Genomic DNA, 13,709 nt, shown 5'->3' with positions numbered 1-13,709 from the left:
ACCATGACACAAGCACTCAAAGGATGGTGTCGTCTAGCGAAATCAACACGAGTTCTCTCCCTATGTAACTTTGCTGATGCTTTATGGGATAGAAGAGTCGGTATCTGTAACTATGCAAAATATAAGCTAACGAATGCTCGGGTTGAAGCTGGGAATGTTTCTATAGGTTTACTCAGAAGAAGAGCCCGAGGCATCAGAGATATAGATTACTTCAAACTGAAGATCAGACAAACATCCGTACCTGACACTCATTCAACCTTTTATCCAAATATCAAGCTCACTTAAGCGGAGAAGAGCCCCTGAGGTTATCCGAATAGCTGAGTTAAAACGCCCTTCCAGACTCAGTCGTATTTCGAACGGTTTTGGTAAATCACATCGATGATTTGCTATACTAAATGTCATATGTTGACTCTTCCCATGGGAGCATCTCGCCGTTTTTTTAGAATTTTTGGAGAGTAAATGAAAAAAGTATTGTTCCTATGCAGCAAGAATAAGCTGAGAAGTCCAACAGCTGAAGCAACCTTCAGTAACGTAGAGGACTGGGAAGTGTATTCAGCTGGTATTAGCAATGATGCTGAAGTTCACGTGAGTGTAGAAGACATTGAGTGGGCTGATGTTATCTTGGTTATGGAAAAAGCCCATCAAAAGAAACTGAGTAGTAAGTTTGGCCAAGCAGTTAAAGGTCAAAACGTAATCTCGTTAGATATTCCAGATGATTATGAATATATGGATAAAAAACTAATAGAGATACTTCAATCGAAAGTACCGAGGCTTTTGCGCTAACCAGCATAATTAAGCAAAATAATTTTATAAACACAATACAAGTTAAGGCAGCAAACAACTTTGGGAGCTGGACTTCGTTTACGTGCCAAACCTTCCATTTTCAGGTATTTTCATAGATGGTGCATTGCTCCTCAATGCATTCAATTGCACTTCCGTGTTCATCTATATAATCCCATTTGGAAATATATCCGGCTTCGGTGAAATTGCTTGGCAATGAAATCCCAAACTTTTTTAAGAGTGATGTTTCATTTTGCTCAGAAGGGATAAAGCCATTTAAGTATTCTTTATCAAAGAATACAGTTACTTCGCTAGAGCTAAGGTTAGGGTAAGAAAGCAAAACAGCTACCCATGACTTACCTTGTTCGTTATCAGGCTTAGCTTCTTTCAAGTATTCAGCTGCACGAAGAAGCTGAAAAATAACTTCTTTTTTCCATTCAAGCTGCGAATTAGGACTCTCTATCAGCCTGCCAAATGTCCAAATTTTAAACTTATGATAACTACTAGCAGTTCTCTCTGGATAATAGCTCTCGAATTTTTTAGCCCACTTTCTCAGTGACCTAAGATGCCTTTCCGGGTTTCGAATTTTCTTTTTAGATCCATCAAAGCTTAATCTACACATTTTTTTCTCGTTTTATAATACTTAGATTACGGTTATTCAACATATCTCTGCTCTTCCTCACGTAAAATCGCTCAGCACATACTATGTCCAATTCTCTCTAGTAAGGGCGCTAGCCCGCCTCAAAATGCTAACAGCTGCACTAGCATAATAGAATAGGTATTTTTCTAAAGGAAATTTCGAACTCAATCGGAGACAGCACCCCCCTTTGCCATATTTACACTAATACGAAGTTACATATACTGAACGCAGATCGTAAACATGTTCTGTCCAACAATTATTTCTATCATTAGAGTCAGATCGTTACGATTGAGCTGTCAATATTCAACATAAGCGGTGTTTTTCAAGCTAGCTCTCACGAGGTGAAAGTTCTAAGGTTTAGTGTCCGCCAACATAAACTTATTAATTTGCAGTGTCTTAAAAAGTAAATAATTCACTCACACGAGAAACCCTCAATTCGTGGCTCGTTGAAAACGTAGAAACAGTTCGCGTAAGTTGTTGTTGAGGCCTAGGGAAAGCATGCTCACCGCATCATGTTATTTCCGTGATGCGGTGAAGCTCAAGGTGCCGTATTAAAGTAGGTTACATGTCACAGACGATGACTGGTGCTTTTTCTCGTATTCCAATTTCGATCTGGTTGCTCAAATTGCTTGCCCGTGGCGTTGAATAAAAAATCACAGCCTTTTGGTATCCGGTCTGATGGCACAACAACTTCAATATAAACCCCTGTCTTAGCATCACCTGCCTCACATAGAGCGGACTCAAGTTCACCTATTGTGGTGACTTGTCGAGTGTACCAATTGCAGCCCAGTTGATTGGGTAAGTTAGCAAAATTCCAAGTTGGGATGTCGTTGTAGTCCTCGTCAGGAAAACGATTGGTCACCCTTTCAGCTAAATATCCGCCATTGTTAACTACGATAAAAATCGGAGTGGCTCCATACCTTTCAAATGTACCGAGTTCAGTCGCTGTCATCTGATGACCGCCTTCACCACAAATAATCACGCAGCGCTTGTCAGGCTCTGCAATACAGTTACCTAATATCGCAGGCGTGCCCCAACCAATCGCACCCCATGATAGCTGTGCTTCATGTTCAACATGATTAGGCAGTTCGACACGGGCAGAAAAACACATCGAAGCCATTGCTGTATCAGAGACGACAATATCTCCTTCTTTTATGAATTCTTGTAGCCTTTCATAAAGTGGTTCGTAATCTATGACATCATCTAAGATTCCACTTGGCACCCCTATTGCCACCTCCCCTGCATTTAAACTCGGACATTTCTCAACAAGTTTATGCGAGATTTTCTCATTCAAGGCTGTAAGTACCTCATTCATCACGACATTGTTATACACTTGTTGTCCGATGGTGGTAGAGTGTGGGTTGATTTTGATAAACCCGCTGCGATCGAAGCGTAAGGTATGGAAACCATTATTAAAGTCATGATTTTCGGTGGCAAAAGCAACAATACAGTCACAGTCCTCTACCCACTGGGTGACGGCAGAATCCGACCAGCCAGCCCAGTGCCCGTTGTAACTTCCTATATAGTTAGGGTGCTGCATCGAGAAAACTCCTCTATCTTGATTGGTTTCAGCAAAAGGCAGACCCGCTTTCTCAACAAACGACAACGCGATGTCCACGGCATTATACCTACGCAGCGAATAACCGGGTAATACGCAACTTTGCTTGGCGTTACTTAACCGCGCATATATGTCCTCAACGACCTTTTCTAACGCTGCTGGATCGCTTGTTGGGTACTGGAGTGGGATCTCCAATTCATGTTGTGGAAACATCACTGGAGAATTTGGCACATCGCGAGGAAATGCCATATACACAGGCTTTGAGTAATATTTCAATGCCGCTAACACTCGCTGGGTTTCATAAACACAATTTTCTGGAGTGATGACGACAGCGCTATCTTCACCAGCGGTGAGAGGTCGAATCATATCGACAAACACATCATAGCGAGGAGAAGAGTCACCAACCATATGATGATAACGTGTGATGCCGTCTTGCTCTGTAAGGCTAGGCATACCCGCTAACGCGATCACTTTTGAGTTTTCGGCATGAGCCCCTGCAAGCCCACCAAACGTACACAATTCCCCCGCACCATAAGTGGTGACCAACACACTGGCCCCTCTAGTACGTGCATATCCATCTGCAGCGTAACTGGCATTGAGCTCATTCGAGCATCCAATCCAGCGTAACTGCGGGTCATCCATGATGGCATCACACACCGGGTAAACAAAATCACCGGGTACGCCAAAAGCATCCGTAATTCCAAGCTCTTTAATTTGACCAAGTACATATTCAATGACGGTTATTTCGTTATTCATAATCAGTTACCTTTTTGGCAAGTGCCGCTGGATCGGTGACCGATGCACTTGCTTTATGAGAGGATTTCAAGATTCGGAAAGCTTGCTAGCGCTAATCGCGTTAGTAACCCGCTTTGTCGTAAGGACCTTTACCAGTGCGGTAAACAAGCAAAGTGCGATTGAAAGACAGCACAACGTTAGAATCTCGGTCAAAAGCGCGAGTAATCACCGTGACAATGCCTTGATCGGGGCGTGAGTTGGATTCTCTTTTATCTACGATTTCGGAAGTCACCGTCAGCTTCTCTCCGGGGAAAAGTTCGCGGTTTAATTTCATATCAGTCCAAGCTAAATTCGCAACAACTCTACCAAGGGCTCTCGTTGTGCACGCCGTCATTGCCCCCATCCAGTACGCTTCTGGTACAGGACAATGTCCATTTTCGCCTTGCTCGGGGAAAAATTCATTGTAGTAAGTTGGGTCAACGTATTTTGGGTTCCACTCCATCGAGCGTTGTGCATGTTCAACGGCTTCTTCAGGACGAACTATTTTGTACGCCGCATGTTGATACACTTCACCAGGTAATAAATCCTCAAAATAAATGCCGACGGTTTCTTTCAGCGCTCCGTCTTCTTCCAGCTTGTAAGCTGAGAATTTTTCATTCGTTAGAGCGCAATCTAGCGCTGATTGGCCATAGTAAGGATGCTGGCCTTGTTTATAAATTCTGATTTGGTAATTGATCTTAGTCACAACCTCACCGCGTTGATTGATACCGCGAGTTTGAACCGTCACTAAACCACACTCGGCGTTGTCCAAATTGTCCACGGATAGGATTTCGCTTTCGCCGTATAATGTGTCTCCGCCAAAAACCGGTCGTGTCATTGCGATATTGGTGAACTCTATAATGCGGTCTTTACGAGCAAACGTTTTCCAACTGCTACCGATCACTTTTTGTAACGTCATCGTACTGACGCCCAAGCATTGCTCCCATTCGGTTTGTGACGCGTAGTGGGCATCATAATGAAGCTGAGCAGAATTCATGGTGTCGGTGGCTTCATCGACGTTGTCTTGTTGGCTGATGGTAATACCCGGACGATGGCGAAATACTTGTCCTTTTTCAAACTGTTCAAAATCTAATCCGAATGTTTCGCGGTAAGTGTTTTCTTTAATTTTTGCGTATGCACTGAACATGGCTGACCCCTTATTTGACTAAACCTTTATTTAACGAACCCTTAATTTAACCGGCCCTTATTGAGCTAAACTCTTGCTTAACGAAACTCTATTTAATTAACCCTATTTAATTGGCCTTATTTAATTAACCCCATAGTTTTGGCTTGCTCGGTTAATTCTTCTCTGAAGCTTGGGTGTGCGAGGCTGATGAGTGTTTTCGCACGTTGGCTATTAGACATCCCCGCTAAATTGGCGCAGCCAAATTCGGTGACGACGTGTTGAACATCCGTTCTTGCTGTCGTGACGATGTTGTTGAGTCTTGGAACAATTTTGGATAGTTGCCCTCCTTTTGCAGTCGATGCCGCGGCCAAGAAGCTTTTTCCTCCACGCGAGCCACTTGCCCCGCGCACGAAATCTACTTGCCCACCCGTACCGGTAATTTGCTTCCAAGCAACAGATTCAGAGGCCACCTGCCCGAACAGATCGATTTCAACAAATGAATTGATCGAAATCATGTTGTCGATTTTCTCAATCACACTCGCATCATTAACGTATGAAGCGGGGTAACACAGCATGGAAGGGTTGTTGTCGAGCACATCGTAGTATTCTTGGCTTGGAAGCATCGCCACGTTGAATACCGTGTGGTGGCGGTGCAAGTTTTTGTATTTATTGGTAACATTGCCGTTTTTAATTAGGTCAATTTGAGAACTGCACAAAAGCTCGGTGTGAATACCTAAATCATTTTTATCTAGGAGACATTGACCAACCGCATCAGGTACTCCCCCAATACCAAGCTGAATACAAGCGCCATCGACAATGTAGTTAATGATGTGCTCAGCAATGGCGTGATCTGTCTCTTTGGCTGGCTTGTTAGGCAAAATCAAGAGATCACTGGTGTGCTCGACAATGGCATCCACATCGCTAACATGAATGATTCCATCACCGAACGTGCGCGGCATTTTTTCGTTCACTTCGATAATAATACGTTTTGCACGTCTCGCAGCAGGGATAGAAAAACTGCCATCTAGACCAAAGCTGAAATATCCGTGCTCATCCATCGAAGAGACTTGCAGCATATGAACATCAGGATCGCCCTGTTGGGTCAAGAATCCAGACTCCATATGGCTGAAGTGGCCAGGAATATATTCAGGATATTGAACTTTACCAAGATGGTTTCTTGCAGTCTTCAACAAGGTACCGATTTCACCGCCCATGAATGGTAGTTGGAGATGGATAGTTTTCAGCACCTCTGGGTCATTAAAAAAACTCACGACCTGAGCTGAACTGCGAAATAAATACGTTTCGATTGGGTGTGTAAACAAGCCTTTCTTTGCCGCTTCTGCATAAGCCTTGCTCACTGCAACAGGTGTGCCTGCATAGCAGCCAAAGGTGACAAAGTGAGCATCGGGTAAAAACTGTTCGACGGCTTGATCAGCAGACATAAGTTTGGATTGATACAGCTCTTGTGCACGTGTTGTGTTGGTATTTAGTTGATTCATCATAGGCTCCTAGTATTCACATCCGACTTTTTCGAGAATGTCTTGGCTTCTTTTCACAACAGGGATATCGAGCATTTTCCCTTTGTATTGGCAGGCTGAACCGTTCGCTTGTTTAAACGTAATGAGAATTTCTTTTGCTTCGTTAACTTCCTCTTCAGAAGGAATAAAAGCTTGGTTAATCGGACCCAATTGAGCAGGGTGAATCGCAATTTTTGCATTGAATCCCATGGCTTTAATTCGACGAGTTTCTTCAATCAGCCCTTCTTCATCGCGAAAATCTAGGTAAGGGACATCCCAAGCGGCAATACCCGCGTATTTGGCCGCTTGAACGACTCGTGCTCGGTATACGTGGGTATTGTCAAAGGTAAGCTCGACCCCTAAATCTGCAGCTAAATCTGCGCCACCAAACCCGATGGCGACAACATCTGGGTGAGCGGCAATTTGATGGGCATTTTCCAGCCCGACTGCAGTTTCTATGGCGGCGATAAACTGAACGTGGTCTTCGTTTCCTTGATTCATAAGCTGGGCGTAGAGCTCAATTTCTTGAACATTTTGTACCTTTGGCAAAAACACCACATCAGGCACGACTTTTTCGCGAACGAGACAAATTATGTCTTTTAATCCAGCGTGAGTGCTGATTGCATTGATGCGAACTGCAGTGATCATCGGGTGATCGGAGGGAATCGATGGATTGCGTTGTAAATAGTCGATCAATACTTCTCTCGCTTGATCTTTATATCGAAGTGACACTGCGTCTTCTAAATCTAATACCACCATCTGAACGTTTTTATTCGAACCTGACTTTTCAAACCGCTCTGGGCGATTGGCCGGTGTGAATAACAGCGATTTGCATAACTCGGGTCTTAATATTTTCATTGTGAACCCCACTAGATAAGAGATTAAATTAGGTCTTAACGGACGCTTACTAATTTATTTCTGGGGAGGGTTTTTAAACACAGGGGATTGGAAAAAATCGATTGCAACTTTCGCAACAATCAATATATCAATTTATTATCAATGGCTTATACGAAGAACAAGTTAACACATAAGAATCACTTGTCTCGACGGGAAGAAGACTGTGCCAAACCACTTGGGGCAAAAAAGGGATATCACTTGAACAGACACAGGGGTCTTATCTTGCGCGTTACAATTCGCATCTTGATGGTATTTTAGTTATATATAAATACGACATGAGCACTATAAGAGACGAACATGCTATCGATAGAGTCGCTACCCTACCTTATTTCTGTCGTTGAATGCGGTGGATTCTCTGCTGCCGCCGACCAATTAAATTGTGCCACATCAACCGTTTCAAGACACATCCAACAATTGGAAAAAGATCTCGGTTCACCTCTTTTTATACGCCACACAAGAAAGCGCTCTCTAACGGAGGAAGGAAGAATTGTTTACGAGAGGGGGTTAGACATTTGCTCTCAAATAGACTTGATGGAAAACGCGGTGTTTAATCGGCATCAAGAAATCAGTGGACTCGTTAAAATCAGTGCGCCACATTGGATATGTGATAATTATATCGCCCCTACGCTGCCCAAACTGCACCAAAAATGGCCTAAGCTCAGCGTTTCAACAACGGTAGAATCGGGTTTCGTCGATCCTTACTTAGCGGAACACGATATCTATATTTGTATTACCAAGCCTAAAGATTCCTCGTTGATTATGCGCCCTTTTCACTATCCAGAATTTTGGCTTATTGCCAGCCCAGACTACTTAAAAAACAAAGCACCACTGGACACACCTGAAGGTCTACAACACCATGATATTTTGGGCCTAAAACGCGCGAACAAGCATGCAACTTGGAGCTTCAAACACAGAGATAAACAAGAAGTAGAAACGTTTGATACCTCTAGAGCGTGGTTCACTTATGGCAGTACGAGTGTGGGGTACAAAGCCTGCCTGAATGGCGGAGGGGTATGTGTCGTCCCAAGAGCGCAAGCAGAACACGATGTCCGCCAAGGACTATTGAGAAGGCTGTTAGTCCAATATAGCTGGAGCACTTTGGGCGAAGATCAGGACTCTTACATCGTTTATACAAAAGAAAGCTCACAGAGCCCAAGAGTAAAGGCTGTAATCGAACATCTATTGACCGTCCCAAGTGATAGCCAAATACATAAGATTTAGTTGGGGTTCAAAAAAGGCGAGTGCGTAATCGCACCAATTAAAGTAACACCCTAGTGATACCTATCAACTTACTGACCAATATATTTCTCGGTTATTTTTTGTATGGTTCCGTCTTGGCTCATTTGCTCTACAGCTGCTTTTAACGCCTTGAGTGATTGTTTATCGGTAAACTTATCTGATACATAAAGAAAAGTACTTTGGGAATTGGCCACGTAAGGAATGCCAAACTCGCTGCGTGCATAGCCAAACTTATTCATGGAGTAATAGACACCGATATTCACACCAATAAACGCATCTAACCGCCCGGCGTGGAGCATTCTCATCGCCTGCTGGTTGTCCTTTACACTAAAGATTTCGATTCCCTGCATAAGTTCGGGTTTTACAAAGTTTGACCCTCGTATTACGCCCACCTTCTTCCCTTTCAACTCATTGAGACTTTTAATATTTACCCCTTTTCTGCCAATGGCGAGGGTCTCAATCTTAAAAACTGGGGCCAACGGTGTCGCTTTGCCCAGCAAAACTGGATTATACAGCACAATAGAAACATCAGTTTTACCACTTTTCAATTCGTGAACCGTACGTACATAGGGCTTAAGGGCATTAACATAATCTAAATTAGCTCGCTCGGCGATTTCATTGGCGATGTCATAATAAATGCCCGTCACTTTGCCATTTTCTATATAACCCGCAGGTGCTAGCTCTATCGTTGCGATACGTAAAGCCTGCCCAAATACGCCAGTTGAAAAACAGAAAAAACACCCAGCGATCACAAACCAATGTCGCATACCTAATCCCCTCAATGGGTACTCACTAAAAGTCTAGGCAAGCGCTAAATAGATTTCAATCAAAGGCAACATCGACCACTTGGCTTGTACTAAACAATTAGAATTGGGGAGTATGGGCAGCTATGCTGATCCAAAGGCTTAAGATGGCGTTATTTTAGATTATGCCACTACCTTATCTCTGAATCTTATATAAAGAGCAAAGCCCTACCTACGCCTAGAGTCATCAGAGAGTTTTTCTAATCTAATGGTAGGTTTAAATACGGTGGCAATAATTTCATTGCCCCTTACCTAAAAAACTGGTTGTTTAATTATCACCGCCTATACTGATATGAACCCTGTGTCCTATTGTCGGTGTGTGGATGTTGTATCAGTAACGTAAATTAAATTGCCCTTAGCTAGGGAAGGAAAACAATGAAAAGAATTACGATAATAATCAGTACCATCTTCATATTGGCTTCCAACGCTTTTGCCAATTCTCCTACCAATGTGGCTGGAAACTTGATCACATATCAACATGTGATGACCATTGGTGAAGAAGGCTCTGGCCCCGGGCAATTTCGATATGTTGAAGATTTTGCCATCTCTGCTTCTGGTCACCTTCTTGTTACCGATGCATTAAATGCCAATGTGCAAATATTTAATAGAAAAACTGGAGAATTTATACATAGTTTTGTCGCGGATAAAGATAAATTTGAGAAGCCCGAAGGCATTGCTGTTGATGATTTAGGGAACATTTATGTCGCTGATTATTCCAGTGGTTATATACAAAAGTTCGACAAAAATTATCATCATCTTCAGACATTTAGTGATTTTGGTGTCGATCCAGGTGAGAATATGGAATCTGAATTCATGACAATTTACAACAATCAACTTTATATGGCTGATGCTGGTAATAACCGCGTGGATGTATTTGGTCTCGATGGAACGTTTAAGTTTATTATAGGTGAAGATCTTGGCCTAGATTCGCCACAAGCCGCAAAATCTTCTTCGACAGGTGATATTTATGTCGTAGATTTAGGCAATGACCGAATTATGGTGTTTTCCTCAGATGGCAAACTAGTGAAAGAATTTGGTGTTAAAGGAAAGCAGCCAGGAGAGTTTGACAAACCCGTAGGACTCGCAATTGATGGAAAAGATAATATTTATATAAGTGAAGATCATAACAATAGAATACAAGTATTTGATAAGGATATGAATCTGCTAGCCTATTGGGGTAACTACGGAAAAGGTAAAGGAGAATTCAATAACCTTCATGGGTTATTAGTTGATGAAAGAGGATACGTATTCGCTGCTGACACTGGTAATAATAGGATTCAAGTGTTTGCACCTGTACATTAGTTAAACTTTAAACTTTCAACTTTAAGGTTTTGGGTGATATATGGACTTTAAAACTCTCAATGGATTCTCTATTGTAAAAATTATGGCTTTATTGAGTATAATGGGTTTCCTTAGTGCGGCTTTTATTGGTTATCATCTATACAAAGACTTTAAAATAATGAGGATCGTGTCCAGTGAGATAAAGTACTCGCAAGACTATCTTTCTCCAATATGGGATGAGCAGAAGAAAATTAACATGTCGCTCCGGGTTGCAAAAAAAGACGCTAATTTAATTTATGTAATGCAACGGAAATATCTGAAAGAAGTCAAGAAATCCTCCCTTTCAAGTCAAAGTGAAAACTCTTACCTATTGTCTGGTGAGTTACTTTTAAACAAAATAAAAAAATTGAAGGTTCTTCTTGATGAAAGTAAGAGAATCACAAATGAATCTGGGGGTAAGTTTTCTCAGGTAACAGAACAATTAAACACTTTAGGTAAAGTTGACATAGTACAATCATCTCTAAAGGTATTATTGGTAGGAGTAATGTCCGCTATATCAATCCTATCAGTAGCACTTTTATTATGCACCATTATAGTATACAAAAACTTTAAACGTATTAAGTTTGATGCTGAAAAAGCATTACGCTCCGCGGAGAGCATTCAGAACAATAAAATTCAAAATACAGTTAGACATCTAACTAACAATTTACACCAAACTAATTCTGTTGAAGAGGCGGCAACGTACACATTGGAGTTTTTGGCTCCAGAATTAAATATTGCTACGGGGGCATACTATACGTTAGAAGATGAGTTTTTATTTTTAACACAATCTTATGCGTATCAAGGTGACAAAAGTGTCAGCTTTTCTATGGGGGAAGGCCCGGTTGGTTTGGCTGCAAAACAACAGATGCCGATAGAATTACAACAGTCAGCTAATGTCTCAAAAATAGACCATATAGAAGCCCGCTGCCTACTTGCCGTGCCTGTTATAGAACATAATGAAACGTTAGGAGTCATAGAACTCATCTTAATGACTCCTCTAAATGGATTCCAGAAATTACTTTTAGACGAGTGTTTGTCTGCTCTATCTATCACAATCCGTAGAGCCCAGTACCAATCAAATTTGGAAGTATTACTAAGATCAGCGCAACAAGCAACAAAATCCAAGTCCGAGTTTTTAGCTTCTATGAGTCATGAAATACGTACTCCTATGAATGGAATTTTGGGTATGTTGCAGGCATTAGAGGATACAGGGTTAAACTCTATGCAAAGGGAGTACTTGCAGACAATCAATCAAAGCTCAAGCTCTTTGCTTAATATTATCAATGATATCCTCGATTTTTCTAAAATAGAAGCAGGTAAAATTGAATTGGAGGAAACTTCATTTGACTTGTTAATGTTGTCTGAAAGTATCATTGAACAGCTATTCCATTTGGCAAGAGATAAAAGCATTGAGCTACACATGTATATGGACCCAAGAGTACCAAGGTTAGTTATTGGTGATTCCGGAAGAATACGTCAAGTGTTGATTAATCTGATTGGCAATGCGATAAAGTTCACGAAAAAAGGAAATATTAAACTTAAGGTTGAACTTCATTCTTGTAGCGACAAAAGTGATGATGCAATTAGATTCTGTATTGAAGATACTGGAGTTGGTATTTCTAAAGAGCATATAGATGGAATTTTCGTTCACTTTCAACAGGCTGACTCTTCAACGACCAGAGAGTTTGGAGGAACTGGTTTAGGGTTAGCGATTAGCAGTAAATTGGTAGCTTTAATGGGTGGGGAGCTAAATGTTAATAGCCAGTTAGGGGTGGGATCTGAATTTTATTTCAATTTAACTCTACCAGAGAAAGAAAACGAACAACTGCATCCGTTAGAGTGTTTGAGTAACATAAAGTTATTAATGATTGATAGCAATGAAGTCCGTAAGCATATGCTTCTCACACAAATTGGCAGTTGGGATATAGAATGCCACCATTACACTGACGTTAATCAGGCTATTGATAAGTGTCAACAAGAGGTTTTTAATGTATTAATTATTGATGAATTATTTAATGAAAGGCACGTTCTGGATTTGTTATATAAAAACCTACATATTAGTGGTAAAATCAAACGTTCGATAATACTCCTACCCTCACCTGTAGAACATCGGCTTAATAAAAGTAACACTGATTACAAAGATAACATTTTGTTATCTAACCCGATCAAGCCTTCAAGTTTGATGGATGCAATCGTTGAGATATGGAATGAAAATCCAAATATATCGAGAAAATGTAAAACAAAGGACATATTATTTAGTGAACCGGAAGCCAATGGGATTCCGGAATTTGAAGGAAAGCGGCGTGTCGTATTGGTGGTTGAAGATAACGCCGTCAACGCACTCGTAGTGAAGATAATGCTAAAAAATATAGGTGTGGCCGCCGACTTCGCTGAGAATGGCCAAGAAGCCATTTCTATGTTAGATAAATTACCCTATGACCTTGTTTTTATGGATTGCCAAATGCCCGTCATGGATGGTTATACAGCGGCTCACATGATTCGCAGTAGTAATAAGCATTATGCTGGTATTCCTATTATTGCTATGACTGCTAATGCGATGGAAGGAGACAGAGAGAAATGCTTACTCGCAGGTATGGATGACTATATTAGTAAACCACTAGATAAGCACATAGTCCGTGATAAAGTTAGTCTTTGGGCGCATGGTAACCAAAAAGAAAAAGATATCAGTTCTTAGATACCGTCGATTAAGTTCTATTTCCTTACCTATATTCTAAGTATAACTTTTACTCAGCGACTATACCCATGGCCATTGATGGTTGTTGATTTTTAAAAAGCTGAAGCCTGAAAATGGTGGGGGAAATAGCCACCTCCCGTTGCTCAGATAATGACGATTATCGACCACCTTTCAGAACACCTATACCACCCTCCCCATCAAGTGGCTTCCTATGTAAAGGGAGCATTTGATATCAGTTATACAGCAGCTGGTATGAATAAGTGGCTCCATAACAACGGGAAGCCGTAGCCGAATGAACATTGTGGGCGCTTTAACCCTCGATGATTATAGCCAATATCGTGGTCGAAAGTTACGCGA

Annotated in this window: 11 protein-coding genes; 5 read left to right on the top strand and 6 right to left on the bottom strand. The window is 41.5% G+C overall.

Features of this window, described 5'->3' with window-relative positions; all coding sequences use genetic code 11:
* The coding region (locus L4C34_RS15915; protein ID WP_428789700.1) for a transposase at positions 1-285 on the top strand (285 nt) is incomplete at its 5' end.
* Between the two features lie 174 nt (positions 286-459).
* The gene (locus L4C34_RS15910) at positions 460-783 is read left to right on the top strand and encodes a low molecular weight protein tyrosine phosphatase family protein (RefSeq protein WP_428790335.1); all 324 of its coding nucleotides are present in this window, start codon (positions 460-462) and stop codon (positions 781-783) included.
* A gap of 100 nt (positions 784-883) precedes the next feature.
* Here L4C34_RS15910 and L4C34_RS15905 read toward each other — a convergent pair whose 3' ends face one another.
* The 5 genes from L4C34_RS15905 to L4C34_RS15885 all read right to left on the bottom strand — a co-directional run bounded on the left by L4C34_RS15905 (position 884) and on the right by L4C34_RS15885 (position 7,253).
* Entirely contained in the window at positions 884-1,402 is a 519-nt protein-coding gene (locus L4C34_RS15905; protein ID WP_428790334.1) for a DUF3916 domain-containing protein, read from the bottom strand.
* Positions 1,403-1,988: 586 nt separating this feature from the next.
* Positions 1,989-3,734 (bottom strand): alpha-keto acid decarboxylase family protein, encoded by a 1,746-nt coding sequence (locus L4C34_RS15900; protein ID WP_428790333.1) that lies wholly within the window; start codon positions 3,732-3,734, stop codon positions 1,989-1,991.
* 100 nt (positions 3,735-3,834) lie between these two features.
* Complete coding sequence (locus L4C34_RS15895; protein ID WP_428790332.1) at positions 3,835-4,899, bottom strand: hypothetical protein; 1,065 nt, start codon at positions 4,897-4,899, stop codon at positions 3,835-3,837.
* Between the two features lie 116 nt (positions 4,900-5,015).
* The gene (locus L4C34_RS15890) at positions 5,016-6,380 is read right to left on the bottom strand and encodes an acetyl-CoA hydrolase/transferase family protein (RefSeq protein WP_428790331.1); all 1,365 of its coding nucleotides are present in this window, start codon (positions 6,378-6,380) and stop codon (positions 5,016-5,018) included.
* A gap of 6 nt (positions 6,381-6,386) precedes the next feature.
* A complete protein-coding gene (locus L4C34_RS15885) occupies positions 6,387-7,253 on the bottom strand; it encodes an HpcH/HpaI aldolase/citrate lyase family protein (protein ID WP_428790330.1) in 867 nt (288 codons plus the stop codon).
* 336 nt (positions 7,254-7,589) lie between these two features.
* Between L4C34_RS15885 and L4C34_RS15880 the strand changes: the two genes are divergently transcribed.
* Entirely contained in the window at positions 7,590-8,513 is a 924-nt protein-coding gene (locus tag L4C34_RS15880; protein ID WP_428790329.1) for a LysR family transcriptional regulator, read from the top strand.
* A gap of 68 nt (positions 8,514-8,581) precedes the next feature.
* Here L4C34_RS15880 and L4C34_RS15875 read toward each other — a convergent pair whose 3' ends face one another.
* Entirely contained in the window at positions 8,582-9,298 is a 717-nt protein-coding gene (locus L4C34_RS15875) for a substrate-binding periplasmic protein (protein WP_428790328.1), read from the bottom strand.
* A gap of 411 nt (positions 9,299-9,709) precedes the next feature.
* On the opposite strand from L4C34_RS15875, the gene L4C34_RS15870 reads away from it, so the two are divergent.
* A complete protein-coding gene (locus tag L4C34_RS15870) occupies positions 9,710-10,636 on the top strand; it encodes a 6-bladed beta-propeller (RefSeq protein ID WP_428790327.1) in 927 nt (308 codons plus the stop codon).
* Positions 10,637-10,676: 40 nt separating this feature from the next.
* Positions 10,677-13,352, top strand: coding sequence for a GAF domain-containing hybrid sensor histidine kinase/response regulator (locus tag L4C34_RS15865; protein ID WP_428790326.1), 2,676 nt, complete (start codon positions 10,677-10,679; stop codon positions 13,350-13,352).
* Positions 13,353-13,709 lie beyond the last annotated feature (357 nt).

The organism is Vibrio profundum (assembly GCF_050337555.1).
In the GTDB taxonomy this organism is placed as follows: Bacteria; Pseudomonadota; Gammaproteobacteria; order Enterobacterales; family Vibrionaceae; genus Vibrio; species Vibrio profundum.
Note: the sequence above shows the minus strand (reverse complement) of the source record. Positions and strands in the feature narration are given on the sequence as shown.